The following is a 26,354-nucleotide window of genomic DNA, read 5'->3' on the forward strand; positions in this document are numbered from 1 at the left end:
CTAGCGTGGAAGGAGCCTGCTCACCGGCAGTAAGGATCATCGATGTTGCGCAAGCATCTGGTCGGGTTGATCGTCGGCGTCGTCGTCATCGTGGTGCTGGGTGCCGCCGCCGTGGTCTGGATCACGCTCAACAAGCCGGAGCCGACCGGGCCGGGTCCGGACGCGGCGGCACCGGCCGGGGCAACCACCTCCGGGGCAACGCAATCGCCGTCCGGCAGTCCCACCCCGTCGACCGCCGCGCCCGGCACGGCCGCTTCGGCGTCGCCGGAGTCCGGCCCCCGGCGGATGAGTCGCCTCCTCTACGACGACGGGCAGAACACGGCGACCGTCACGGGTCTGGAGGTGACGGCGGGTACGGTGCGGGTGCAGCTGCGTTATGCGACCCGGTCCCCCGGCGGCTGGGTGCTCAGCTGCCCGGCCCGGACGGCGGATCTCCAGTCGTCGCATCTGACGCTGGGCGACGGGCGGCAGGTCTTCCCGGTCGACACGTACTGCGCGTCGCAGCGGCCCGGCACGGATTTCACCCTGCGGCCCGGTGCGGTCCTGGAGAGCTGGGGCGTGTTCCCGGTCGTGCCGTCCGGCGACAGCCCCTTCTCCCTCACCTGGTACGACCTGGGCACCGTGGAGGGGCTGAAACTCTGAGCGGGCCGAGGGGCCGGCAGTGGCCGGGTCAGTGCGACGGGGACGACTCCGCCAGGTCGGTGTCGGCTGTGGATGGGGCGGGGCTGCGGGCTTCGGTGGCACACACCCCGGCGAGCAGGTCGGCGGTGCTGTGCGCCCGCACGTCGGCGTACGTGCCGTCGGCGAACCGGGCGACGACGGCCCGGACGTGCCGCTCGGCGGTGTCGGCGAGCCCGTCGTAGACGGCGGCGAAGGTCTCCCGGGCGGGGCCGCGCAGCCAGCCGGCGGGCAGCAGCCGCAGCGGTAGCTGCGGGTCGAGGGTGGGGAAACGCCGGAAGGTGTCCATCACCTCGGTCCGGGCCCGCACCGCCTCGGCGCCGTCGACCTGACCGGCGGCGATCCGCGGCAGGAGGGGCCGCCAGCGCCGCAGGAAGCTCTCGTACTGGGCGGCGACGGCCGCGACGTCCCAGGCGTCGAGCGGGTCGCGCCCGGCGACCGCGTCGAGGTCGACCCGCCGGCCCCGGAAGACGGTGACCGCGCCGAGGTGCAGCTGGGTGAGCTGGGCCCGGGCCTTCGGGGTCAACTCGTGCGGGGAGATCCACAGCCCGTCGTACAGCGGCGCGTAGCCCAGCCAGCGCAGCCGGCCACGCAGGGCCCGCCGTTGCGCGCTGCGCTCCTGCGGCAGGGAGAAGGCGACGAGTGTCCAGCACTCGTCCCACGGTTGGGACGTGGTGGTGGCGGCCATCACCCAGCTGCCGCCGACGGAGAGGCTGACGGCGGCGGACCGGCTGAGCCGGTACGAGCTGCGCCGCCCCTGCCGGCTGCCCTCCAGGACGCCCCGGCGGGCCAGTCGGCTGATCACGGTCCGCGCGCCGGCGAGGCTGACGTGCGACTCGGCCAGCAGCGCGACGATGGCGGCGGACGGCAACCAGGCGCGGGTACGCAGGGTGTAGTCGGCCAGCAGGGTCACCGCGACGCCCTGGGGCGAGTTGCCGGCCTGCCGCCGGGGCAGCCGTACCGGGTGGTCCCCGTCGTCGGGGAATATCTCCTCGATGTCGAACGGGTGTGGCACGGGGACGCTCCGGGCTCGGCTCGGCGACGGTGGCACCGACTGTAGACGGCGTACCCGGGCCCGCCTACCGGGCGTGGTTCCACGGTGGACCGGGCGTACGTCGGTGATCGACCAGTGTATCGAGGCCATTCGATTGACACTTGTCGGACCGAAGAGAACACTAAGTGCCATGCAATGCCACCTCGGGCCGGGGCAGGGCATGCCGGACGCCAAGGGCCGGCGCGGACCACACGGGCATCCGGGCGCACCCGTGCCGCGCGGCCGATCTCAACCTGTGAGGGAGTCACGCCCCATGAGAATCAGACGGAAACTGTTACTCGCCCTGGCGGCGCCACTGGTGGCCACACTGACGGCCGCCGCCCTGGTGGTACCGACGCTCCAACCGGCGTACGCCGCGTCGTTGGTCGAGGTGACCAACTTCGGCGACAACCCCGGCCGGATGCGGATGCACATCTACGTACCGAACACCCGCCCGACCAACCCGGCGGTCGTGGTCGCCATGCACGGTTGCGGCGGCACCGGCCCCGGTTTCTACTCCAGCAGCGAGTTCGCCTCGCTGGCCGACCGGTACGGCTACATCGTGATCTACCCGTCCGCGACCCAGCAGGCCGGCTTCGGCAACTGCTTCGACACCTGGTCGGACGCCGCGAAGCGCCGGGGCGGTGGCAGTGACCCGGTGTCGATCGTCTCGATGATCAACTATGCCCAGCGGCAGTACGGCGGCGACCCCCGCCGGGTGTTCGCCACCGGCAGTTCCTCCGGCGGCATGATGACCAACCACATGCTGGCGCTCTACCCCGACGTGTTCGCCGCCGGGGCCGCCTTCATGGGGGTGCCCTACAACTGCTTCGCCAACGCCGCCGACTACCCGCCCGGCGCCAGCCAGTGCACCGGCGGGAACATGAACCGCACCCCGCAGCAGTGGGGTGACGCGGTCCGCCAGCAGGCGTACCCCGGCTACTCCGGTCCCCGGCCGAAGGTGCAGCTGTGGCACGGCACCGCCGACACCCTGGTGCCGTACTCGCTGCTCCAGGAGACCATCGAGCAGTGGACCAACGTGTTCGGGCTCAGCCAGACACCCACCTCCACCGACACCCCCCAGGCCAACTGGAACCGCCGCCGCTACGCCGACGCCAGCGGCAACGTCCTCGTCGAGGCGTACAGCGTCCAGGGTGCCGGGCACAGCCTGCCCTCCGGTGGGATGGCCGCCGTCGCCCTCGGGTTCTTCGGCCTGACCAACCCGCCCCCGACCACGCCGCCCCCGACCACCCCGCCGCCGACCACCCCGCCTCCTACCACGCCGCCGCCGACCACGCCGCCCCCGACCACCCCGCCGCCGACGACGACCCCGCCGCCCAGCTCCGGGGCCTGCCGGGTCACCGCCAGCGTCAACGCCTGGAACAGCGGCCTGACCGAGAACCTGACCATCACCAACACCGGTTCCAGCGCCGTCAACGGCTGGTCGCTGGTCTTCACGCTGCCCGGCGGGCAGAGCATCACCTCCGGGTGGAACGCCTCCTACTCCCCCTCGTCCGGCCAGGTGACGGCCCGTAACGCCAGCTACAACGCCGCCATCCCGGCCGGCGGGTCGGTCGACATCGGATTCCAGGCCAACCACACCGGCAACACCGCCAAGCCCACCTCGTTCACCCTCAACGGCGCGGCCTGCACGGTCGCCTGACCCCACCTACGGGTGCGGGGACGGTCCCCGCCCGACCGCACCGCCACCACGACTCTCCCCCGCCCGCCGTCGGGCGGGGGAGAGCGCGACGGCGGAGCGGCAAGCACGGCAGCGGTGCGGCAAGCACGGCAGCGGGTGGGAAGCGCCAAGCGCGGCGGTGGGCGGGTCCGGCGGCGACAAGCACTCCGACATCGACCCCGGCCATTTCGGAAAACGTACGTGGCCGGTGCGGCACCCCCGTCGTAGTACCCTGTCGGCCAGCGTTCCGGCAAGGCGGAAGGACCTCCCGTGGCGGCGTTCTACCTCTCCTCCATCGCCCATCTGCACGGGACGAAACACCTCGTCCGGGAGCTGGACGAGGTGGGTGCCGACAATCCACGGTTGCTCGACGACGGGCTGGAGTCGTATGGAGTGACGACAATGTCCTCGATCGAGATGGCCGGCGAGGTCGGTGCGCGTGCGCTCGCCGGCGGGCTGGTGCCGGACGCGATCGTCTACGCGACGGAGACCGCCGACGGGGACGGCGTACGCAGGAACAACGTGCGCCTCGCCCGGGCCGTGGACGCACCCGGCGCCGCGACCCAGACCGTCGCCGGTCACGGGTGCGCCAACCTCGGCCTGCTGCTGGGCACGGTGCAGGGGCTGTTCGCGACGACCGACGTCGACACCGTCCTCGTCGTCACCGCGGACCGTGTCGTCGGTCGCGGCCGGATGATGGACGCGGAGCTGTCGGTCCTCAGCGACGGTGCCGCCGCAGCCCTGGTGACCCGGCACCGGCCGGCGGGTGACGGGCTCGTCCTGCTCGTCAACGGCATGGCGCTGCGCAGCGACTGGCGCGGTGACCTCACCGACAACAGCCCCGCCGCGCAGCGCCGCAACGTGCTGCTCGGCCGGTCGGCCGTCAAGGCCGCCCGGGAGGCCACCGGTCGCGGTCCGCGCGACTTCACCCACGCCCTGTTCAACAACTACCGGCTGCCCGCCCAGCGGTTCCTCACCGGCGCGGCCGGCTACTCCTTCGACCAGCTGCTGCCCGGTCGCCTGGCCGCGCACGCCCACGAGTTCGCAGCGGACCTGCTCGTCAACGCCGACCTGCTGGCCGCCGACGGCGTGCTCACCGCCGGCGACCGGTTGGCACTCGTGGCCACCGGACCGCACTCCTGGGCCGTGATCGACGCCGAGGTCGTCGGCTAGGCCCGGTATCGAAGCAGGTGGTGACTAGACTCGCCGCATGCGGCAGGCGATGAAGGAGCTGACCTTCTCCGAGTGGTACGGCTTGGGCCCGCTGGCGCTTGCCGTCCTGGCGGGCATCCGCGCCATGGTGGCCGACGAGCCCTTCGCCCGCTGGGCATGGACCAGCATCGTCGTCCTCATGCTGATCCTCTGCGCCGGCTACGTCATCTGGACGAGGAAGCAGCGCTCCTGAGACCTGCGCCACGGCCGTTCGTCGACAGCGGCGACAGCGACGCCGGCTGCGCGGCGCACGGCAGCCTGTCGGACCGGGTCGCGACAGCGCGGTGGCGTCCGAGCCGGTTGATGCCGCATTCGACGGTTCCCGCACCTCAGCGGGACCCGTCGGCGGCGACCGAGGCCAACCGCAGGTAGTCCACCTTGCCGTTCTGGTTGAGGGGCATCGCCTCGAGCCACTCGACCCGGGTGGGCGTCATGTACGGCGGCAGCACCCCGCGCAGCTCCGTGGCCACCCGGGCCGGCTCGGTGTCGCCGGTGCAGAACGCCACCAGCGACTCGGCCGGGGCCTGCCCGAGCAGGACGACGGCAGCGTCGATGACGCCGTCCAGCCCGCGCAGCGCCGCCTCGATCTCGCCGAGTTCGACGCGGTAGCCGCGGATCTTGACCTGCCGGTCGAGGCGGCCCAGATGGACCAGGTGACCGTTCTCGACCCGGACCCGGTCACCGGTGCGGTACCAGTGCGCCGGGGTGAGCGGTCCGGTCCCGTCGTAGACCCGCGCACGGGCGTCGCCCCCGGCGTCGAAGCTGAGGAAGCGCGCGGTGTTCTCCTCGGGATCGAGGTAGCCCGCGAACCGCTGGACGCCCCGCACGCACAGCTCGCCGTCGCGCCCGGCCCGGCCGTCGCGGTCGACCAGGATCCAGTCGTGCTCGGGCAGCACCAGCCCGATGGGCACCGTCGCGTTGCTCGTCGTCGGCCAGTCGGTCGGCGACCCGGGTAGCCGGTACTCAGCACAGCTCACGGTGAGTTCGGTAGGACCGTACACGTTCTCGATCACGCTGCGCGGCGCCGCCGCGTGCCACACGGCCGCCTGCTCACGGGTGAACGGCTCCCCGATGAAGATGCTCCAGCCGAGGTCGGGCATGGCGTCGGGGGCGAGCAGCCGCAGCCGGCGCGCGTAGGAGACCTGCGACGGCACCGAGAACCAGTGGGTGATCCGTCGCTCGTTGACGAACGTCGCCGGACGCAGGAGTTCCCTGGCGGTGGCGACCACCAGCGTCGCGCCGCTGCTCCAGGCCGCGAACAGGTCGAACACGGACGGGTCGAAGGTCAGGTCGAAGTTCTGCGTGAGCCGGGAGCCGACGCCGATGTCGTAGCGGCGTACCACGTGCTGCACGTAGGCGGCGGCACTGCGGTGGGCGATCGGCACCCCCTTGGGCACTCCGGTGGAGCCGGAGGTGAACAGGAGGTAGGCGACGTCGTCGCCGGTGACCGTCCGTCCGCCGTCGTCGGGTACGCCGCCGACCACCGGCCGGTCGTCGTCCGGGTGGACCAGACGGACGCCCACGTCGGCCAACGCACCGAGGAGGGCCGGATCGACCTCGTCGACGACGACGGCGGCCAGGCCGGCCCGGCGCGCGATGCCGGCGTTGCGCGTCACGGGAGCGCCGGGGTGCAGGGGCACCACAGTCGCGCCGAGCCGGAGCACCGCCAGATAGGCGAGGTACGAGGTCACGGAGCGGGTCGAGAACAGCCCGACGCGGGTGGCGCCGGGGGCCGTGGCGGCGATCCGCGCCGCGAGGAGGCCCGCGCGTCGCCAGAGTTCCGGGTAGCTCAGGAACTGGTCGCCGACTTCCAGCGCGACCGCCTCCGGATGGTCGGCAACCGATCGCCGCACCAACCCGGCAAGGTCGACGGCGGTCCCCACGCCCATGAACCGACACCCCCACATATAGACCGACATCTACCAGTGCGTCAGGGAAGGTACCCCACGATCCGCCCGCCGCCGACCCCTCCCGGCTGGGCGGACGGCCATCCGACAGTCGTCCACACTATCGACGTTCTTACATATAGATTTAGGTCACGATCCGGTAACGCTGCCCCAACTTGGGAGATTTCATCCACTTGAGAGGGTTGCCGGGGCGTGGAAAATGGTGTCCAGGAAACCGCCTATTCACATTCGGCGTCGAATGCGTGCCAATGTCGGCCTTCGATGCCTGTGTCCTCCCTGTGATCTGTGCCGACGTCTTCCCTGACCGCTGATAAGGAGACATCCGTGGCGATAACCCTCAAGCCACTCCATCCGCTCTTCGTCGCAGAGGTGACCGGCGTCGACCTGACCACGCCCGTACCGGAGGACGTCTTCGCCGAGATCCACGCGGCCTTCGAGCGCTACGCGGTCCTCGTCTTTCCCGACCAACCGGTCACCGACGAGCAGCAGACCAGCTTCAGCCGGCTGTTCGGGCCGCTGGAGACCGCCCCGAACTTCGCCGGCAAGGCGCTGCGGCTGAGCAACGAGTTCACCGACATCTCCAACCTCGACCACGAGGGCAAGCTCCTCGACCCCGAGGACCGCCTCACCCGCTACAACCTGGGCAACCAGATGTGGCACACCGACAGCTCCTTCAAGGCCGTCCGGGCGAAGTGTTCGCTGCTGTCCGCCCGGGAGATCCCCCCCACCGGAGGCGAGACCCAGTACGCGGACATGCGCGCCGCCTACGACGCGCTGCCGCCGGAGCGCAAACGCCAGGTCGAGAACCTCGTCGCCGAACACAGCATCGCCCACTCCCGGGCGAAGTCCGGGTTCGACAGCTTCAACTCCGACATCGCCACCGCGCTGCCGCCGGTGCCGCAGCGGGTCGTCGACCACTACCCGGGTTCCGGCCGCAGCAGCCTCTTCCTCGCCTCGCACGCCTCACACATCGTCGGCTGGCCGGTCGAACAGGGGCGGGCCCTGCTCGAAGAGCTGGTCGAGTTCGCCACCCAGGACCGGTTCGTCTACACCCACCACTGGCGCGTCGGCGACCTCACGGTATGGGACAACCGCTGCACCATGCACCGCGGCCGCCCGTACGACCTGCGGCAACGGCGGGTCCTGCACCGTACGACGGTGTCCGACGTCGTCACCAACTACCAGGTGACGATGGCGCACGCGGAGTCGCGCGGATGACCGCCACCCGGCGGCTGGTCATCGTCGGCGGTGGTCACATGGGGCTGGCGATCATCCGCGGGCTGCTTGGCGGACCGGCCGGTCCGGAACTCGTCGTGGTCGAGCGCAGTGCCGCCCGACGCGAACTCCTCGCCGACCTCGACGGACTCACGGTCGTCGCCCACCTGGATCTGGCCGAGGGCGACTTCGTCGTGCTGGCCGTCCCGCCGCAGGTCTTCGCCGAGTTCGCCGACGCCGAACGCCACCGGTTCACCGCGTGGACGCCGGTGCTGTCGGTGATGGCCGGCCTCACCGCCGAGACGATCGCCACGGCGCTGGGCACCACGCAGGTCGTCCGGTCCATCCCCAACACACCGTCCGAGGTGTTCCAGGGGATGTCGGTCTACCACGCCGGCCCGCAGGTGTCGGCGGAGACCACGGCCCAGGCGGAGGCCCTGCTGGGGGTGATCGGCCGGGTGCTGCGGGTCGACCGCGAGGAACTGGTCGACGACGCCACCGCGATCTGCGGCGGCGGACCGGCGTTCGTGAGCTACATCGTCGACGCCTTCTGCCAGTTCGCCGCCGCCCGGGGCTTCAGCGAGGCGGCCGGCCGGGAGATGGCGGTGCAGGTGTTCGGCGGGACCGCGACCCTCATCGCGGAGAGCGGGAAACCGCCGATGCAGCTCTGCCACGAGGTGATGACGCCCAACGGCACCACCGAGCGCGGCATCGCCGCGTTCGACGCCGCCGGGCTGAAGGGCTCCATCCTGACCGCGCTCACCGCCGCCGCGCAGCGCTCACGGGAACTGGCCCGCCCCCACGGGCCCGGATGCGCGGTGGGGTGAGGTGTCCCCCACCTACGACGTGGTGGTCGTCGGGCTCGGGATCATGGGTGCGTCGGCGCTCCACCAGCTCAGCCGGCGGGGAGCGCGGGTGTTGGGCGTCGAGGCCCACGGACCGTTGCACGACCTGGGTTCCTCGCACGGCCAGACCCGCATCTTCCGGCGGGCGTACTGGGAGGGCGAGCAGTACGTCCCGCTGCTGGACAGCTCGTACGAGGGGTGGTGGGAACTCGACGCCGCGACCGACGAGACGATCGCGCTGCGCACCGGCGGCCTGTTCGTCGGCTCCCCCGACTCCAAGCTGGTGCAGGGCTCCCGGGACACCGCGCTCCGGTGCGGGATCAACCACGAGTACCTCGACGCGGGCGAGATCACCAGCCGGTTTCCCGCCTTCCACGTCCAGCCCGACGCGGTCGCCGTCCACGAGCCGGACGCGCTGATGCTCTTCGCCGACAACGCCCGGCTCACCTACCTGACGCGGGCGACCGCCGCCGGCGCCCACCTGGTCCACGGACGTGCCGTGCGCACGCTCTCCCCCGGCTCCGGGGGCACCGTCACGGTCGTCGGCGACGGGTGGGAGGTGAGCTGCGGCGCGGTGGTGCTGACGGTCGGCGGCTGGGTGGGTCGCTTCCTGCCCGGTGAGATCGCCCCCGCCGTCACCCCGATGCGCATTCCCGTCTTCGAGTTCGACGTGGCCGAGGCGCGGGAGCGGGACCACCTGCCCGGACGCTTCCCGGCCTTCCTCTACGAGGACGCCGGGGGAGCCCTGGTCTACGGGCTCCCCCGCTGGCGGTCGGTCGACGGCGGGCTGAAGATCGGCTTCCACAACCGGCAACTGTCACCGCAGGACGTCGACGGTGACCGGCGTCCACCCAGCGACGCGGAGCGGCATGAGCTGTGGCGGACGATCAGCCCGGTGCTGCCGGCCGTCCAGCCCACGGGCCGGGGTCGCTCCTGCATCTACACGATGTCGACCGACGAGAGTTTCCTCATCGGCCGCTCCCGGGAACTCGACGGCGTCTGCTACGCCAGCGCCTGCTCCGGCCACGGCTTCAAGTTCGCCCCGGGCATCGGGGAGGTCCTGGCGCAGCTCGCGCTCGACGGACGGTCGACGGTGGACATCTCCGCGTTCAGCCCCGACCGGCTCTGACGCCCCGCCAGGTTGACCCGCGCCGTGCGCCCCGCCCCGACCACCCGCAGTGGTGGCCCGTGCGGGACCGGTCAGACCGCGGCGATGAGGCGTTCGAGGGCGAGTTGCAGGCGCTTCGGGTCCTGGGCGAAGCAGATCCGGAAGTAGCCGTCGAATCCGTCGCCGAACGCGGAGCCGGGCGCGATGCCGACCCCGGCACGGGCGACGAGTTCCTTGGCGTACGCCAGGGAGTTGTCGACACCCTCGATCCGGAAGAACGAGTAGAAGGAGGCCGGGACGTCCGGCGCGAGGATGCGCGGGTGGCCCTGGAAGGCGTCCGCCACGGTCTCCCGGCCCCGCGCGCTGCGCTCCACCATCTCGGCCACGAACGGCTCACCCTCGCGGATCGCCGCGACCCCCGCGTGCTGCACGAAGGTGGCCGACCCGGTGCTGTTGATCGCGCTGAGGTTACCCACCTGGTGGGCCAGGCCGGCGGGGTGCACCAGCCAGCCGAGCCGCCAGCCGGTCATCGACCAGGTCTTGGAGAAGCTCTGCACGACGAAGAGCGCGTCGTTGTCGTCGGCGACCTCCAGCATCGACGGCGTCGCGACGGACCCGTCGAAGACCAGCCGGTTGTACACCTCGTCGGAGATGATCCAGATGCCCTTGCGCCGGGTCAGCTCCAACAGTTCCCGCTGCTGGGCCGAGGTCATCGTCCAGCCGGTCGGGTTGCCGGGTGAGGCCAGGAACACCGCGCGCGTCCGGTCGTCGCAGTTCGCCTCGACCTGCTCGAGATCCAGCGACCACCCGTCCGGGTCGGCTTCGAGGTTGACGAACCGTACGGTCGCGCCCATCGACTCGACGGCGATGACGATGTTCGGCCACACCGGCGCCACGACGACGACGTTGTCCCCCGGCTCCACCAGGCACTGCAACGAGATCATGATGGAGGTCATCCCCGACGAGGTCGCCGACAACCGCTCCAGCTCGACCTCCACCCCGTTGGTACGCCGGTGGTACTCCTGGATCGCCTGCCGCAGTGGTGCGATGCCCCGGCGGTCCGCGTAGCGGGTCTTGCCCTGGTCCATGGCGAGTTCGGCGGCCTGCCGTACGACCAGCGGGGTGGGGAGATCCGACTCACCGAAGCAGAGACTGACGGCGTCGGGATAGTCCTGGCACAGGCGCGCGACGGCCACGATCTCCTGCGTCCGCATGTGCGCGAGGGCGGCGCGGAACGGGGGGACGTCGTTGCGCGGGGCGGTCGGCATGGGTGGTCTCCTTGACGGCTGGGGCGCACGTCCGGCGCGGGGAATGGGCGACGCATCGAAGTCTGGCGTTGTCAGCGCACCCGCGGCAATCGGATCCACGGCCACGGATTGGCCATCTCCCCGACCGGAACCTCGATCACCGTCGGCACCCGCTCCCGGGCGAGGCCCTTCTCGATCTCGGCCCGCAACTCCTGCGGGTCGTGGGCGCGGACACCGACCGCGCCGAACGCCTCCGCGAGCTTGACGAAGTCGGGGTTGTGCAGTTCGGTGCCGATCGTCTGGGTCAGGAACTTGCGCTGGGCGCGCTTCACGTTGGCGTAGGACCCGTCGTCGAAGACGACGGCGACGACCCCGATCCCGTGCTGGACCGCCGTCGCCAGCTCCGCCGCGGTGAACAGGAAACCGCCGTCACCCGAGATGGACAGCACCGCGCGGTCCGGGTAGGCGACCTTGACACCGAGCGCCGCCGCGAACCCGAAACCGAGCGCCCCGACGTACGTCGGCAGCACGTAGGTCGACGGGCGCAGCACCGGGAACATCAGCCGGGCGACGTAACCCACCTGGGTCATCTCGTCGACGAAGAACCCGTCCTCCGGCAACGCGGCACGCATCGCCCGGACGAGGTCGACCTGGGGGGCGAGCTTGTCGAGCTCGGCGTCCACCGCGTGCCGGGCGTCCGCGACCGCGGCCCGCCACTGCGACCGCCGCGCAGGCGGCGGCAGCCCGTCGAGCAGCGCGCGGAGCACCTCGGTGGCGTCCCCCACCAGGGACACCGCCGGCGGGGACACCCGGTGGATCTCCTCCTCGTCGAGGTCGACACGGATGATCCGCAGGCCCTCGGTGCCCCACTCGACCTGGGGCCGCAGCAGCCGGGTCCCGACAGCCAGGACGACGTCGGCGTGCGGCCACAACCGGTGTGCGACGGGCAACGACACCGACAGCTCATGGTCGTCCCGCAGCACCCCGCGCCCGCCCAGCTCCGTCGTGACGGGCGCCTGGAGCAGCTCGGCGAGCCGGGCGACCTCCGCCGTCGCGCCGCGCGCCCCGCTGCCGACGAAGATGACGGGCGTGCGGGCGGCGGCCAGCTCCGCGCGGGCCGCCTCGACGGCGCGCGGGTCCGGCGGCGCGGGGGCGGCGACGCCGGCCACGGTGGGGCGGCGGTGACCTCCGCGGCCAGCACGTCGGTCGGGATCTCGATCGCGACGGGCCGGGGGCGGTGGTGACCCAGCCGGTGGAACGCCTCACCGAGCACGCGGGTGATCGAGGCGGGCTCCTCGACCCGGGCCGCCCACCCCGTCAGCGACCGGAGCACGCCCAACTGGTCGGGGATCTCGTGCGGGACACCCAGGTTCCGCCCGAGCACCGGGGTGGGGATCTGGGTGGCGACGCACAGCACCCGGGCGTCGCCCGCGTAGGCGGTGGCCAGCCCGGTCAACGAGTTGAGCACGCCCGGCCCGGAGATGACGAGGTACACGCCGACCCGGCGGCTGGCCCGGGCGTACCCGTAGGCCATCAGCGCGGCGGCCTGCTCGTGCCGGGTGTGCACCACCCGGATCGTCGTGTCGGCGAGCGCCGCGAAGATGGCGTCGTGCTGCTCACCCGGCACGGTGAAGACGACCTCCACCCCTTCCTCGACGAGTTTCGCGACGAGGTGCTCTCCGACGTTCATGCGGCCTCACCAATCGCTCTCGGCACCGACGGATCTCGGACTTCCCGGCCGGTTGCCGGCGGCGACGGTGTCCACCGCCCGGCCGCGACACCCGGCCGCACCGGCCCGGTCGCCGTCCGGCGCACACCTGTGGACCCGGCACGCCGACGCGTCCCGCACCACGGACTGCCACAATTCGCCGGAATGGACGTGATCGGTACGAAGGGTGGCGACAGTTCCAGCGGGTCGGCCTTTCAGGAGGATTCGTCGCGCAGAAGTGGCACTCAGGGTGGTGTTCGGTGAGGCGAAGTCGGTGCCGTGGTGCGTCATGTCCGTTGCTGCGCTGCTCATTGCGGTGTCGTCCGACAGATCAGAGAACACCGCCGTCAAATGCTAAACGTCAATAACCTGGGCCGCAACCAGCACGGCGTCGATCAATGTCGCCCGTAGCGTGTATGTTGCCGCCATGACGCCCGCTTCCCCGGCTGATTCCGGTCGACTCCTGCCGCTGCCCCGCAGCTTCCACCGGGTCCTGGTGATCGCCGCCCACCCGGACGACGCCGAATTCGCCTTCGGCGCCACCGTCGCCCGCCTCACCGGCGAGGGCGCGCAGGTGACCTATCTGGTCGTCACCGACGGCGCGCAGGGTGGCGAGGATCCGACCGTGCCGGCCCCCGAGCTGACCGCCACCCGGTATGCCGAGCAGCGCGACGCGGCCCGGATGCTCGGCGTCACCGACGTGGTCTTCCTGGGGCTGCCCGACGGCCTGCTCACGGACACCCCCGCGCTCAGACTCGCCCTGACCCGCCAGATCCGGCGGCACCGGCCGGAACTCGTCCTCACCCACCAACCGCTGCGGTCGCTGCAGTTCCCGATCGGTGCGTCCCACCCCGACCACCTCGCCGTCGGGCAGGCCGCGCTGAACGCCGTCTACCCCGACGCCCGCAACCCCCGGGCCTTCCCCGAGCTGCTGGCCGAGGGTCTGCCCGCACACCGGGTGGCCGAGGTCTGGGTGCCGGGGCACGAGCACACCGACCTGCTCGTCGACGTCGGGGAGACCGCCGAGCTGAAGGTGTCGGCCATCCTCGCCCACCGCAGCCAGTTCCGCAGCTCACCGGATCCCCGCGCCGACGTCCAGTGGGTGGTGGACCGGATGCGCGGCAACGGCACGGCCATCGGCTGCGAGTACGCCGAGGCGTACAAACGCATCGTCACGGACGCGGCCGGCGCGGCCGGTCCGACCCCGACGGCCCGGCGGCCCACCACCGAGGTCCCGACCCGCACGCCGTGAACCGACCTCCCGGCCGCGCCGCCCGACGAACCCGGCCGGGGCCGGCGGGTGGACGGTGGGGACCCACCGTCCACCCGATACCGCCCCGGCGGCGGACCCGGACGGTCAGGCCGGGTTGCTCAGCTCGTACAGCCGGGCGGCGAGATCGAACTGGGCCTGGGTGTCGATGTCGATCGTCAGGTTCGTCGCCTGGTGCCAGATCGGGCGGGCACCGACCAACCCGATGGTCGTCGCCACGTGCCGGGTCATGATCGAGCAGGAGAACCCGAGCTGGTAATAGGTCGGCAGCTCCTGCGAGGGGCGGTGCCAGGGGCCGAACCCGAACCCCATCGGGTTGAAGTTCGGGTCGAGGAGGTACTCCTTCATCGGGTACACCACCACGATCGAGTCCGCAGCGGCCGTGTCGCGGGCCCGCCAGGTACGCACCACCTCCCCGTGTTCGTCGAAGAACGGGTCGGTGGCGTGGCACCACATCACGTCGTCGTCGCCGGGCAACTGCTTGCAGACCTCGTTGACCACGGACTGGAACGGGTACGAGTTCTCCGTGAGGTGCCGGGGCCGGGGCAGATAGGTGGCGCCGTACCGGTCGGCCAACTCCCGGGTCGACGCGTCCTCGGAGGACAGGCAGACGTCGCCCGGATCGTCGGCCAGCCGGGCGAGTTTCTCGACGAGAATGTCGAGCAACGACTTCCCCCCGGCGAACGGGCGGTAGTTCTTGTCGGGCACCCTCGTCGACGAACGCTTGGCGGGGATGACGAACTTCATGACGGTCTCCTGTCTCCAGCCGGATGGGTCGTCGCCGGCCGACGGGCCACGGGGACTCGGCGGGCCGGCGACGCGGCCGACCCCCACCCGGTCACCTAGACGGCCAGGTGGCCGACGGTCTCGACGAGTTCACCGAACCGGGCGAGTTCCGCCGCGTCGAGCGTGGAGAAGTACGGGACCATGATCGCCGCGGTCAACCGTTCGGCTTCCAGCCGCTGCTCGCGTACCTCGGCCGGGTCCCGGAACGGCCCCCGGTAGCCCATCCGCTCGGCGTAGGCGGGCCCGGTGCGGGGCGGCGGATGGGGGGCGGCGAGGATCGCGTCGAGCGGCGTGAGGCCACAGGCCAGGATCGCGGCGATGTGGGCGGCGCCGCGCAGTTCGCGGATCAGGTGGATCGTCAACGCGGCCCGGCCGGGCAACGCCACCGGGGGCGGGAGTCCCCGCCAGCCGGTGAAGAGGGCGCCCACCGCCGCAGGTGCCGCATCGACGACGCGGCGGCCCAGGGTGTCGATGACGCCGAGCGTGTCGGGGTCGACGTCCGCGAAGACCCGCTCGCCCCAGCCGGTGATCCGGTCCCGGTAGTGCAGCGCCACGTCGTGGTGGGTCAGGCCCGCCGGCACCGCGAGCCACGCCCGGCGCACCTCCTCGACCGGCTCGAACGCGATCGCCGCCGCCGCCACCTCGACCGGGCAACTGCCGAGCACGCCGGCCCGACCGACGATCCAGAACTGAACCCCGGTCGCGAATCCCAGCTCCACCCCGTACGCGTTGGTGGACTTCGCCATGATCCAGCTGCGACTCAACTGCTGCACCGGCTCACACACCCGGTCGATGGTCTCCGCAGCCGTGGCTGTCGCCATCTGTCCTCCCTCCCTGGCCACCCGCCTGGCAGGGGCGGGGATGGCGTACCGCGTCGGCTCTGCCGCGTGGACGGACGACCGCCGACGCGCCCGGGGTGCGGCAGCGCGGGTCGCGACGCCGGGAAGGCCCGCCGATCCCGCCGGCCCGGTCAGCCGGGCGAGAGCCACGACGTCAGGACGTCGGCGAGCCGTCGCAGGTCCGGGATGTCGATCCGCTCGGTGGCCTGATGAGCGTCCTCGATGGATCCAGGGCCGAAGACTACCAATTCCTCGGCCAGACCGGAGTACCGCAACGCGTTGGCACCGAAGGGTGCGACCGTGGGCCGGGTGCCGCAGGTCCGCGCCAGGAACTGCACGAGTCCGCTGTCGGGCCGCTGGTAGAACGCGGGCGAGGCGGGCCTGCCGTCGGGCGTACGCGGCAGCAGCGAGACCACGTCGCAGGGCACGGGGCAGGCGGCCCGGGCGATGGCGGTCAACTCGGCCAGCACCTCGACCGGGTCCTCGCCGGGGACGATGCGCCGGCCCACGGTGATCGAGCAGCGGTCGGGGATCACGTTGCTGCCGGAGCCGCCCGTGATCTGGGTGACCGACAGCGTGCCGCCGCCCAGCTCGGTGCGCCCCGGGGTCGCGCTCAGCCGCTCGTGGGCGGCGGCGAAGGCGGCGAGCACCGGCACCATCGCGTCGATGGCGTTCACCCCGAGGTCGGGTCGCGCCGAGTGCGCCGCCACCCCGTGCGTCGTCACCTCGATCAGGACGAGCCCCTTCAGCCCGTGCACGGGCCGGAACTCGGTCGGCTCGGCCACCAGGAGCTGATCGATCCGCAGGCCCTGTTGTCTCGCCCAGGGGGCGAACCGGGTCGCCCCGAGCAGGCCGCCGGCCTCCTCGCCGATCGAGCCGACCAGCAGCAGGGTGGGGTCGGGGCGGCGGCCGTCGCGGTGCATCGCGGCGAGCAGCGCGAGGACCACCCCCATGGTCGCCTTGGTGTCCAGGGCACCACGACCCCAGACGGCGTCGTGCTCGATGCGTCCGTCGAAGGGCGGGTCGGTCATGTGCTCGACGGCGACGGTGTCGGTGTGCACGTCCAGCACCACGAGCCGGTCGGACCGGCCCGGAAAGCGGCCGTAGACGTTGGGTCGGTCCGGCCGGACCTCGTCCAGCACGACCTCGGCGGCACCGCAGCGGTCGAAGCGGTCCGCGAGGTGCCGGGCGATCGCCCCCTCACCGACCGGACCGTGCTCCTCGGCTCTCGGCCCGGTGTGCAGCGGGTTGACGCTGGGGATGCGGACGAGCTCGGCGACCGCCTCCGCCAGCACCCGGCCGTCGAGATCCATTGCAGGATTATCGATGCGTGACCCCGGGATGACAATCTCCGCCATCGATGCCTGGCGCGGTCACCCGCCCGGCACCGGATCGGCGTCCGCGCTGTCGAGCAGCTGCCGCAGGCTGCCGTCGACGAAGAACTCCCCCAGGTCGACCGGGACACCGAGGGCGTTCATCCGGGTCACGATCTCCACCGCCAGCTGGGAGGTGCCGCCCGACTCCAGGAACGGCACGTCGGGGTCGACGGTGTCGAGGTCCAGGACCGACTTCCAGGTCTCGACGATCCGGGCGCGGACGTCGTCGCCGTCCGTCCGTTGGCGGGTGACCGTGCCGCCGCCCTCCAGCGCGGACCGGACGGTACGCCGGTCGGCCTTGCCCGGCCCGAGCGTCGCGATCGCGGGCACGATCTCGATCCGGTGCGGCACGCAGTGCACCGGGGCGTGCCGGCGCACGTGGTCCACGAGGTCGACCGCGCTCGCCGTCGCCCCCGGCCGCAGGACGACGTGCGCGCCGGCGACCGCGCCCAGGGCCGGGTCGGGCAGGCCGACGACGCACGCGTCGAGGACGTCCGGATGGGCGACGAGGATCTGCTCGACCTGCAACGGGAAGACGTTCTCGCCGCCACAGACGAACATGTCGTCGATGCGGCCGACGAAGAAGTACCAGCCGTCGACCACCCGGAAGATGTCCTTGGTCCGCAGCCAGCCGTCGAGGTAGCGCTCGCGCGTCGTCACCGGGTCGAGGATGGTGCCCTCGGAGATGAGGTCGCTGCGCAGCCACAGCTCACCCTCGGCGCTGTCGCGGCCGGCGTCGTCCAGGACCCGGGCGGTGACCCCCACCCAGGGCCGCCCGCAGCTCTCCAGCGGCTGCTGCTCCCCCGGCGGTTGCCCGAGGCACGGCGCGCACTCGGTGAGCGCGTAGACGTTGAGGATCTCGGTGCTGCCGAAGGCCGACCGCAGGCGCTGGAGCAGCTCGGGGGTGGACGGGCCGCTGGCCACCCGGACCGAGCGCAGGTGGCGCAGGTCGAGGTCGCGTAGCAGGGCCGTCTCCCGCAGCAGCACGGCCGCCTGCGAGGGGGTGAACAACACGGTCGAGCAGCGGTGGCGGGCCAGCTGGCGCAGCACGTGCGCCGGGTGGAAGGCACCGGCGAGCACCCCCGTCCAGCCCCGCAGCAGACCGAGCATGACGCCCGCGTTCATGCCTCCCGTGTGGTAGAGCGACGTGGCCACCAGATAGCGCGTCGGCGTGCCGGGCTCCCCCGGCGACGAGGCGGTGTAGGCGCCGCTGCGGTAGCGGGACAGCAGGTGGAAGTGCTCGTGGGTCTTGATGATCATCTTTGGTCGTCCGGTGCTGCCCGACGTCGAGAAGGCGACCGCCGGATGCCGGGGCGGCACGTGCTCCGGCAGCGCGACCCGCTCGGCACGCAGGAGTTCCGCGAACGGTCGCCCCCAACGCCCGCTGACCGTGAACCGGTGCGGCACGGCGGAGTCGGCGACGGCGTCGTCCACCCCCGATCCGACGCCCTCGACGATCGCCGCCACGCACCCCACGTCCGCGAGGTACGCCTCAGCCGTCGGCCCCGGCAGCCCCGGGTCGCACAGCACGGCGGTCAGGCCGGCCCGGATGGTGCCGTAGACCGCCTGGAGCAGCCCCGGTCCCGGCTGGGTCGAGATCAGCACCCGGTCGGCCGGCGCGAGTCCGAGCGCGGACAGCCCTGCCGCGACCCGGTGCACGGCCTCGTCGAACTCGGCGTAGGTCACCCGGGTCTCGGTGCCGTCGGACTCGGCGATGAAGGCGATCCGATCCGGAGTCGCCACCACGTGCTCACGAAACAGCAGTGCCCCGTTTGTCTGCATCGGACCTCCACAACCATGGACGTCAATGTTCGGACAGAAAGTTACACGACCATTCGGCGGCGGTGGGCCGGCCACCCGGCGCGGCGGGCACCCCGGCACCGTCCATGTCGGATTCCAGATACTTGTGATCTTGGATGGAGCGTGAAACCTTCTGTGCCATTACCTGGGACGCGACCTGTCGCAGCCGGCCCGTCCCGGGCGGGTCGACCCGACCGGGCCAGGGCGCGACGCAGCACCGAATTGTGGATACGACCAGGCTCCTGCGACGCCTCGACACCGACGGGACGCCGGACCCGGCGGGCGACCAGCCGAACCCGGGTGCAGCCATCTCCGTACCGCCCGTCCCCATCCGAAACCCTTCACAGAGAGAGTCCCGACACGTGGATACCGCCCCGTGGGTTGACTTCATGGAACGATGGAACGAGGGACGCGTGAGCGCGGCGGAGCTCACCGACTGGCAGACGACGGCGCTGCGGACGGTGCTCGGCCACGTTCACGACAGATCGCCCTTCTACCGACGGCACCTGGCGGGTGCGAACCTCGACATCGAGGAGCTCGCGGACCTGGCGCACCTGCCCTACACGACCAAGGACGACCTCCGCGAGGCCATGCACGACATGCTCAGCGGGCCGGTCGGCGACGCGCAGTTCTACTTCGAGACCACGGGGACGACCGGCCGACCCACCCCGTGCCCCCGGGCGGCGATCGACTTCGACCTCAACGTGCTGCCGCTGGCGCACGCGCTCGACCGCATCGTGCACAAGCACTTCCCGGACGGCGGCGAGCGCCCCATCCTGGCCGTGGTGGCCCCCAACGACGTCCACGCGGCCTGCCTGAGCCTGTCCTTCGCCGCCAAGCAGATCGGCATCGCCAAGCTGGACCTGTTTCCGATCACCCCGACCCTCGGGTTCGCCCGGTTCTTCGAGGTGCTCGTCGAGCTGCGGGTCAACATGATCCTCTGCTCGCCGGGGCTGCTGATGGCGCTGGCCGAGATGAGTTCCTCCTACGGTGTGGAGGTGCCGGACGACCTGGCGGTCAAGGTGCTGCTCACCACCGGCGAGATGTGCTCGGACGGCATGGGCCGGCTACTCGCCCAGACGTGGAACGCCGAGACCTACAACTTCATGTACGGCTCCCAGGAGGCGGGGTGTCCGGCGGTGACCCGCCCGGACGGCACGGTGGTGGCGATCGAGCCCACCTACCTGCTGGAGGTGCTGGACCTGGAGACCGAGCAGACGCTGGGGCTGGAGGGCTACGGCGAACTCTGCCTCACCACCCTGGTGCCCGGCCTCAAGCCCCTCATCCGCTACCGGACCGGCGACCTGGTCTCGATCGTGCCGGACGACTCCGGCCGGCGGACCGTCAAGGTGCTCGGCCGGGTCAAGGACATGACCGAACTCGGTGGCCGCAGGCGCAGCGCCGCCGAGATCGACGACACCATCCTGGCCGATCCCGAGCTCAAGTACGGGTACGAGCTGGAGGTCGACTCGGTCGACGGCCAGGACCGGGTGCAGGTCCGGATCAAGGCCAAGGAGGGCGCCGACCACGACCACCTCAAGACGCTCGTCGCGGACCGGGTCACCGCCGCGTTCGGCGTCCCCACCGAGGTCACCATCCATCCGTTGCTGGATCTGAAGAGCGCCACCGGTGGCTGGGTGAGCTGGAAGACCGCCCGGATCAAGGACCGTCGGGTGCCGCAGTCCGACGACATCGAGTCCCGCTCCGCAGCCGATCTGGCGCGGGCCGTCGAGCGGGCGATCTGAGATGACCGACCATGTGCTGACCGGTGCGACCGGGTTCGTCGGCAGCCACCTGCTGACCGACCTCCTCCTGGACGACACCGCCGGTAACGTGTCCGCGCTGGCCCGGGGGACCTCGCGGCAACCGGCGAGCGACCGGGTCCACGCGGCGTTGGACGAGGCGGGGGGTGACCTTCCGCCGGCCCGCCGCCGGATGACCGTGGTGGAGTCGGAACTGACCGAACCGCGCTGCGGGGTCGCCCCCGACGCCGTCCGGCGCGGTGCCGGGCCGCTGGTCTTCTGGCACCTCGCGGCGTCGTTGCAGTGGCGGCGGGGACAGCGCGAACAGGTGTTCCGCACCAACGTCGAGGGCACCCGGCACGCGTTGGAGCTGGCGACGGAGCTCGGTGCCGACCTGTTCGTCTACGTGTCGACGGCGTTCACCTGCGGCACGCTGCACGGCGAGGTGCCCGAGGCGCTGCACCGGCCGCCCCGGTTCAGCAACGTCTACGAGGAGAGCAAGTGCGCGGCCGAGCACCTGGTGGCCGGCTTCGACGGGCCACGGCGGCTGATCCTGCGTCCCTCGATCATCACCGGCACCTCGCACGACTACCGGCCCAGCGGCAGTTACACGGGCCTCTACGGCTTCCTCAGCGAACTGCGCAAGTTCCGGGAGATGCTCGGCGATTCCGACGAGTCGGTCCGCTTCACCGCCGACCGCAGCACCCGGCTGTCCTTCATTCCGGTGGATCACGTCGTGGCGGACCTGCGGGCGATCGTGGCGGCCGAGATGGCGTCGCCGCGGCAGGACATCTACCACGTCAGCGGGCGTTCCGAGGCCGCTACCGGCGACATCCTCGACTACATGCTGAAACTGCTCGGGTTGGAGGACCGCCTGTTCGTCATCAACGAGAGCTTCGACGACCCCTCCACCCTGGAGCGCTTCTTCGCCAAGCGGATCGACTTCTTCTCCGAGTACCTGCGCAGGGAAAAGCGGTTCGTCCGTACCGCCGCACCGGAGCGCGCCGTTCCGCTCGCGGAACTCGTGAGGTTCATCGATGCCGAGAATGCGCTCTGACCGAACGGGCACCGCCACTCGCGGCGGGCCCGGTCCGGACGGTGTGCCGTCGCCCCGGGGGGCGGGTGCCGGTTCCCCGGCCACGTTGGACCCGGTCGGGAATCCGTCGGTCGCCGTCCGTACGGACGGCGACCCCACACCTGCCCGCCCGACATCACGTCATTGGGGGCAATAATTGCAGACATTCATATGCTTGTGATCATGAATGTCTATGTGACACCGTTCGTTGCCGTGACCGGGGGGTACGGCTCGTCGCAAATCCTATTGCCCACCGGTCGAGTCACCATCGGTCCACGGGCGCGATCCGCTGAACCACAGACCGCGCACCTCGGCCCGGCAGTCGCACCAGGATCGCCACACACATCGGGGAAATGGCCATGACCAATGCCGGGTGTCTGTTCATCGTCAGTGCTGGCCCCACGGGACGGATGACCGTCCGAGGATCCCTCGGCGTGACCGCGTCCATCGACGGAGTCTCGCAGGGCGGCGCACGCCCCGGTGGGTCCGATGGCTGAGGTACCGCCCACCGGCACCGACGTCCCCCCGGTGGGCGGCCCCGACGGTGACACCTACGAGGCCGAGTTCGGGTGCGGGCACCACTTCCGCCTGTTCGACCGACCGGGGACCTTCCACGTCAGCCGCGCCGGTATCGCCCTCGGCGACTACCTGGTCCGCAGCCTGCGCGGACGGGACATCACCGGCCGCATCCTGGAGATCGGCACCGGAAGTGGCGCGATCGCGCTGCTGCTACGCCACCTGGGCGCCACCTCGGTCACCGCCACCGACATCTCCGCCTCCGCCGTCGCCACCGCCCGACAGAACGAACTCGCCAATTTCGGTGTCCCGACCATCGACTTCTGGCACAGCGACCTCTTTCCGCCCGCCGTGGACGGGGAGCCGGCCCTGTTCGACCTCATCGTCTTCAACCCGCCCGGCTGGCGCACCCCGTCGGACAATCTCATCGCGGAACTCGACGAGAAGCACCATTCGCTCGGCCTGGAGGCGATGTTCTACGGCGACAGCGTCCTGCTGCGCTTTCTGCAACAACTGCCCGACCACCTGACCGCGAACGGACGCGCCATCATCGGGCTGAACTCGCTGATCGGCATCGCCGACATCTTCACCCGTTCCCGGTCGACGCATCCACCCCAGGACGGCAGCGTCATCCGGTCCCGGCTGCTCGAACGCATCGAGATCCCGCTGCTGTTCTACACCGACGAGTGGTTGCAGGTGAAGAACTCGCTGCTGGCCCAGTTCGAGAAAGGGCGGCAGGAGTACGCCGCCAGCTACGTGACGAAGGGCGACACCATCCACTGGTTCTACGAGATCACCGAGGTCACCGTGCAGGGGCAGCCGACGGCCCCGGTCCTGCCGGGGCGGGAGAACACCCGGCAGCCCGCCGGCCGGGCAGTCCGCGACCTGCCCGGCGGCAACCCGTGCCTGCTCCCGTACGCGGGTGGTCCGGCGCAGTTGGCCCCGGTCGCGCGGCACTCGGGTGAGCCCGAGCCACTGGTCAGCTAGCCATGACCGACCGCACCGGCCCGCACCGACACACGGCGTCGTGGTCGTGGTCGCGGGGCCACCTGCTGTGGGAGCCTGCGGTGGCGGACGTGCCGTGCGGCGGGGGCGACCGGCCGGGCCGGCCCCCACGTGCTGCGGGAACGGCCGGCCCGGGCGGCTCCGGCCGACCGTCGGCCGGCGGCAACCGGCGGCCCGGCGGTTGCCGTCGTCGGGCCCGGCCGCGGCAGCCGACCTCCCGGCAGCGATGACAGTCACCACTGGAGGCCCACATGGACCACGATCAGGTAGCCGGACGGCAGGCGCGGCCGGACGTCGCCGGCGGGGCACCGGTCGGCCGGCAACCCGACCGGGCAGCCGACCCCGGGCCGACCACCGGGCCGACGCCCACGCCGGACGACACGTCGGGGCTGCCCCCCGGCTACCGCCCCTGGCCGGCGCTGTGGGCGATGCTGGCGGGCATCTTCATGATCCTGCTGGACTCCACCATCGTCTCGGTGGCCGCCGACGCCATCTGGGTGGACCTCAAGACCGACCTCAACGCGGTCGTCTGGGTCACCAGCGGCTACCTGCTGGCCTACGTGGTGCCGCTGCTGCTGGCCGGCCAACTCGGTGACATGTTCGGCCCCAAGCGCCCGTACCTGCTCGGTCTGCTGCTGTTCACCGCCGCCTCGGTGTGGTGCGGGCTGTCACCCACCGCGGAGGTGTTGATCGCCGCGCGGGTGGTCCAGGGCCTCGGCGCGGCGCTGATGGCGCCGCAGACGATGGCCGTGATCACCCGCACCTTCCCCCGGCAGCAGCGCGGCACCGCCATGGCGGTGTGGGGTTCGGTGGCGGGGGTGGCGATCCTGGTCGGGCCGTTGGCGGGTGGCCTCCTCGTCGACGGGCTCGGCTGGCAGTGGGTGTTCTTCATCAACCTTCCGCTGGGCGTGGCCGCCTTCGTCGCCGCGACGGTGCTGGTGCCGACGCTGCCGGCCCACCGGCAGCGGGTCGACCACCCGGGCATCGCGTTGAGCGGGGTCGGGCTGTTCCTGGTGGCGTTCGGGCTCCAGCAGGGGCAACGGTACGACTGGGGGCTCGTGCGTGAGGTGGGTCCGGTGCCCATCACGGTGTGGAGCCTGATCGGCACCGGCGTCGCCACCCTGCTGCTGTTCGTGTGGTGGCAGACCCGGGCGGCCCACCCGCTGATGACGCTGGCGCTGTTCCGGGACCGCAACTTCGCCCTGTCCAACGTGGCCGTCGCCTGCATGGGTTTCTCGATCACCGGCATGGCCGTCCCGCTGATGCTGTTCGCGCAGAAGTCGATGGGCCTGAGCCCCACCGGGTCGGCGGCGCTCCTGATCCCCCTGGCCGTCCTCGCCGGGGCGCTGGCGCTGCCGGCGGGCAAGCTGGCCGACCGGGTGCACCCCCGCTACCTGACCGGGTTCGGTTTCGCCACCAACGCCGGCGCCCTCTTCTGGCTGGGTCTGGTGACCGGGGACGACACCCGGGTGGGCACCGTCCTGGCACCGCTCGCTCTGGTCGGTGTCGGCAACGCGTTCATCTGGGGGCCGCTGACGGCGACGGCCAACCGCAACATTCCGCTGCGGCTGGCCGGCGCCGGTTCCGGTGTCTACAACACCACCCGTCAGGTCGGTGCCGTGTTGGGCAGCGCCGCCGTCGGCGTACTCATGCAGCACCAGGTCGAGAGCAGGTTCGGGCAGTCCGGCGGCACGGTGTCGGCGGGGGCCGCCGCCCAGTCCACCGGGCCGCTGCCCGAGGTGCTGCGGGGATCATTCGCCGAGGCGATGGGCACGAGCATCTTCCTGCCGGCCGCCGCGTTGGTGCTCGGCTTCGTGGTGGTGCAGTTCTTCACCCACACCGAGCCGACTCACGATGCGTGAGCGGTGGCGGACCCGAACCACCGGGCCAGTTCGGCACGCAGTTCCTGCTGCTCGTCGCCGACCCACGCCACGTGTCCGTCCGGGCGCAGCAGCAGCGCGGGCACGTCCAGTTCCTCGCTGACGTCGTCGGCCCGGTCGACCCGGTCCGCCCAGCCCGCCACCGAGAGCCCGCCGGTCTGATCCAGCAGCAGCCCCCGCCCCTGGTGCATCAGCCCGTAGAGGCGTCCCCGCTTCAGCCCCACGTCGCGCAGCCGCCGGCCGAGCAGGTCGTGGCCCGCACCGAGGTCGTACCGGACCGAGATCGCGGTGATCTTCTCGATCAGGTACCGGTTGACCTCCTCGAAGTCCATCAGCTCCGCCACCAGCTTCCGCACCGCCTGCGGGCCCGCCTCCAGCGCCATCAGCTCGGTCTGCGCGCGGGTGTTGTCCAGCACGTCCGCCGCCACCGGCCGGCGCTCGGCCTGGTACGTGTCCAGCAGCGCGTCGGGTGCCCAGCCGGCGACCTGTGCGGCCAGCTTCCAGCCCAGGTTGAACGCGTCCTGGATACCGAGGTTGAGCCCCTGTCCGCCCAGCGGCGGGTGCACGTGCGCCGCGTCGCCGGCCAGCAGCACCCGGTCGACCCGGTACCGGTCGGCCAGCCGGGTGGCGTCGCCGAAGCGGGACAGCCAGCGGGGCGAGTGCACCCCGAAGTCGGTGCCGGCGGTCGCCTGCAACTGCTGCCGGAAGTCCTCGATGGTCGGGGGGACCGCCCGGTCCTCGCTCACCCCTGCGGCGGGTACGACGACGCGGTACAGCCCCTCGCCGTCCCCGACCGGGCCGACCCCGAACCGCAGCTGCGTCCTGCGTACCCGGGTCATCACCGCGACGACCTCGTCGTGCGGCGCGGTCAGCTCCATCACGCCCAGCAGCGTCTCGTTCCGGGTGGGCTCACCGGGAAAGCCGACACCCAGCAGCTTGCGAACGGTGCTGCGACCGCCGTCGCAGCCGACGAGATAGCGGGTACGCAGGCGGGTGCCGTCGGCCAGCTCGGCGGTCACCGCGTCGGCGTCCTGGCTCAGCCCGACCAGTTCGGTGCCCCGCCGGATCTCGACGCCGACCCCGGTGGCGTGCTCGGTCAGCAGCCGCTCGGTGACCGGCTGCGGGATGCCGAGGATGTATCCGTGCGCGGTGTCCATCCGCGACGGCCACTCCTTGGCGATGCCGGCGAAGTAGCCGCCGACCTGGAACTGTTTGCCGTGGGCGAGGAACCGCTCCAGCAGGCCCCGCTGGTCGAGGACCTCGATGCTGCGTACGTGCATGCCGAGCGAGCGCACCACGCTTGTCGGTTCGGCGTCGCGCTCCAGCACCACCACCCGTACGTCGTGCAGCCGCAGCTCCGTGGCCAGCATCAGGCCGGTCGGTCCGCCGCCCACGACGATGACGTCGATCATGGAATCCCCGTTCGGTTGT

The 26,354-nt window shown here is 71.6% G+C and carries 22 protein-coding genes and 1 pseudogene; 13 read left to right on the top strand and 10 right to left on the bottom strand.

Going from position 1 to position 26,354, the window contains the following annotated elements; translation table 11 throughout:
* Window positions 1-42: 42 nt before the first annotated feature.
* Window positions 43-642, top strand: coding sequence for a hypothetical protein (locus J7462_RS12350; protein ID WP_219464189.1), 600 nt, complete (start codon window positions 43-45; stop codon window positions 640-642).
* Window positions 643-670: 28 nt separating this feature from the next.
* Here the strand turns inward: J7462_RS12350 and J7462_RS12355 are convergent, their stop codons facing one another.
* A complete protein-coding gene (locus tag J7462_RS12355; protein WP_219464191.1) occupies window positions 671-1,693 on the bottom strand; it encodes a PaaX family transcriptional regulator C-terminal domain-containing protein in 1,023 nt (340 codons plus the stop codon).
* A 292-nt stretch (window positions 1,694-1,985) separates the two neighbouring features.
* Between J7462_RS12355 and J7462_RS12360 the strand changes: the two genes are divergently transcribed.
* The 3 genes from J7462_RS12360 (at window position 1,986) to J7462_RS12370 (ending at window position 4,797) form a co-directional block, all read left to right on the top strand.
* Window positions 1,986-3,374, top strand: coding sequence for a PHB depolymerase family esterase (locus tag J7462_RS12360; protein WP_219464194.1), 1,389 nt, complete (start codon window positions 1,986-1,988; stop codon window positions 3,372-3,374).
* Window positions 3,375-3,662: 288 nt separating this feature from the next.
* On the top strand, window positions 3,663-4,565 hold the full coding sequence (locus J7462_RS12365) for a hypothetical protein (RefSeq protein WP_208568860.1): 903 nt from the start codon (window positions 3,663-3,665) through the stop codon (window positions 4,563-4,565).
* Window positions 4,566-4,602: 37 nt separating this feature from the next.
* On the top strand, window positions 4,603-4,797 hold the full coding sequence (locus J7462_RS12370) for a hypothetical protein (RefSeq protein ID WP_219464196.1): 195 nt from the start codon (window positions 4,603-4,605) through the stop codon (window positions 4,795-4,797).
* 136 nt (window positions 4,798-4,933) lie between these two features.
* Here J7462_RS12370 and J7462_RS12375 read toward each other — a convergent pair whose 3' ends face one another.
* A complete protein-coding gene (locus J7462_RS12375) occupies window positions 4,934-6,493 on the bottom strand; it encodes an AMP-binding protein (protein WP_219464197.1) in 1,560 nt (519 codons plus the stop codon).
* Between the two features lie 342 nt (window positions 6,494-6,835).
* Here J7462_RS12375 and J7462_RS12380 point away from each other — a divergent pair, with 342 nt between their 5' ends.
* The 3 genes from J7462_RS12380 to solA are packed head-to-tail and all read left to right on the top strand — an operon-like array spanning window position 6,836 to window position 9,700.
* On the top strand, window positions 6,836-7,729 hold the full coding sequence (locus J7462_RS12380; RefSeq protein WP_219464198.1) for a TauD/TfdA family dioxygenase: 894 nt from the start codon (window positions 6,836-6,838) through the stop codon (window positions 7,727-7,729).
* Complete coding sequence (gene proC / locus J7462_RS12385) at window positions 7,726-8,553, top strand: pyrroline-5-carboxylate reductase (RefSeq protein WP_219464199.1); 828 nt, start codon at window positions 7,726-7,728, stop codon at window positions 8,551-8,553. The genes J7462_RS12380 and proC overlap by 4 nt, the downstream gene beginning before the upstream one ends.
* Window position 8,554: 1 nt before the next feature.
* Window positions 8,555-9,700, top strand: a complete 1,146-nt coding sequence (gene solA / locus J7462_RS12390; RefSeq protein WP_219464200.1) for an N-methyl-L-tryptophan oxidase — start codon at window positions 8,555-8,557, stop codon at window positions 9,698-9,700.
* A 71-nt stretch (window positions 9,701-9,771) separates the two neighbouring features.
* On the opposite strand, the gene J7462_RS12395 is transcribed toward solA, so the two are convergent.
* From J7462_RS12395 to J7462_RS33615, 3 genes and pseudogenes are all read right to left on the bottom strand, one after another.
* Complete coding sequence (locus J7462_RS12395; RefSeq protein ID WP_219464201.1) at window positions 9,772-10,947, bottom strand: pyridoxal phosphate-dependent aminotransferase; 1,176 nt, start codon at window positions 10,945-10,947, stop codon at window positions 9,772-9,774.
* 71 nt (window positions 10,948-11,018) lie between these two features.
* Entirely contained in the window at window positions 11,019-12,095 is a 1,077-nt protein-coding gene (locus J7462_RS33275) for a thiamine pyrophosphate-dependent enzyme (protein WP_219464202.1), read from the bottom strand.
* Between the two features lie 230 nt (window positions 12,096-12,325).
* Window positions 12,326-12,616 (bottom strand): annotated as a pseudogene (locus tag J7462_RS33615) (thiamine pyrophosphate-binding protein); the annotation flags it as partial.
* Here J7462_RS33615 and J7462_RS12410 point away from each other — a divergent pair.
* On the top strand, window positions 12,536-12,898 hold the full coding sequence (locus tag J7462_RS12410) for a hypothetical protein (protein ID WP_219464203.1): 363 nt from the start codon (window positions 12,536-12,538) through the stop codon (window positions 12,896-12,898). The pseudogene J7462_RS33615 and the gene J7462_RS12410 sit on opposite strands and share 81 nt — an antisense overlap.
* Window positions 12,899-13,061: 163 nt before the next feature.
* Entirely contained in the window at window positions 13,062-13,886 is an 825-nt protein-coding gene (locus J7462_RS12415; protein ID WP_219464204.1) for a PIG-L deacetylase family protein, read from the top strand.
* Window positions 13,887-13,991: 105 nt separating this feature from the next.
* Here J7462_RS12415 and J7462_RS12420 read toward each other — a convergent pair whose 3' ends face one another.
* The 4 genes from J7462_RS12420 to J7462_RS12435 form a co-directional block, all read right to left on the bottom strand.
* The gene (locus J7462_RS12420) at window positions 13,992-14,651 is read right to left on the bottom strand and encodes a cytidylyltransferase domain-containing protein (RefSeq protein ID WP_219464205.1); all 660 of its coding nucleotides are present in this window, start codon (window positions 14,649-14,651) and stop codon (window positions 13,992-13,994) included.
* Between the two features lie 95 nt (window positions 14,652-14,746).
* The gene (locus tag J7462_RS12425) at window positions 14,747-15,511 is read right to left on the bottom strand and encodes a hypothetical protein (protein ID WP_219464206.1); all 765 of its coding nucleotides are present in this window, start codon (window positions 15,509-15,511) and stop codon (window positions 14,747-14,749) included.
* A gap of 149 nt (window positions 15,512-15,660) precedes the next feature.
* Entirely contained in the window at window positions 15,661-16,842 is a 1,182-nt protein-coding gene (locus tag J7462_RS12430; protein WP_219464207.1) for a M20 family metallopeptidase, read from the bottom strand.
* A gap of 60 nt (window positions 16,843-16,902) precedes the next feature.
* Complete coding sequence (locus J7462_RS12435) at window positions 16,903-18,687, bottom strand: AMP-binding protein (protein ID WP_219464208.1); 1,785 nt, start codon at window positions 18,685-18,687, stop codon at window positions 16,903-16,905.
* A 431-nt stretch (window positions 18,688-19,118) separates the two neighbouring features.
* Here J7462_RS12435 and J7462_RS12440 point away from each other — a divergent pair, with 431 nt between their 5' ends.
* The 4 genes from J7462_RS12440 to J7462_RS12455 all read left to right on the top strand — a co-directional run bounded on the left by J7462_RS12440 (window position 19,119) and on the right by J7462_RS12455 (window position 24,905).
* Window positions 19,119-20,450: a phenylacetate--CoA ligase family protein gene (locus J7462_RS12440; RefSeq protein ID WP_219464209.1), complete on the top strand. Its 1,332-nt coding sequence runs from the start codon at window positions 19,119-19,121 to the stop codon at window positions 20,448-20,450.
* A gap of 1 nt (window position 20,451) precedes the next feature.
* Window positions 20,452-21,504, top strand: coding sequence for an SDR family oxidoreductase (locus tag J7462_RS12445; protein WP_219464210.1), 1,053 nt, complete (start codon window positions 20,452-20,454; stop codon window positions 21,502-21,504).
* A 507-nt stretch (window positions 21,505-22,011) separates the two neighbouring features.
* On the top strand, window positions 22,012-23,025 hold the full coding sequence (locus tag J7462_RS12450; RefSeq protein ID WP_219464211.1) for a class I SAM-dependent methyltransferase: 1,014 nt from the start codon (window positions 22,012-22,014) through the stop codon (window positions 23,023-23,025).
* A 269-nt stretch (window positions 23,026-23,294) separates the two neighbouring features.
* Window positions 23,295-24,905 carry a DHA2 family efflux MFS transporter permease subunit gene (locus tag J7462_RS12455; RefSeq protein WP_219464212.1) on the top strand — a complete coding sequence of 537 codons (1,611 nt, stop codon included), beginning with the start codon at window positions 23,295-23,297 and terminating at the stop codon, window positions 24,903-24,905.
* On the opposite strand, the gene rox is transcribed toward J7462_RS12455, so the two are convergent.
* Complete coding sequence (gene rox / locus J7462_RS12460) at window positions 24,893-26,335, bottom strand: rifampin monooxygenase (protein ID WP_219464213.1); 1,443 nt, start codon at window positions 26,333-26,335, stop codon at window positions 24,893-24,895. The genes J7462_RS12455 and rox overlap by 13 nt on opposite strands.
* Window positions 26,336-26,354 lie beyond the last annotated feature (19 nt).

Source organism: Micromonospora sp. RL09-050-HVF-A (genome assembly GCF_019374995.1).
Classification (GTDB): domain Bacteria; phylum Actinomycetota; class Actinomycetes; order Mycobacteriales; family Micromonosporaceae; genus Micromonospora; species Micromonospora antibiotica.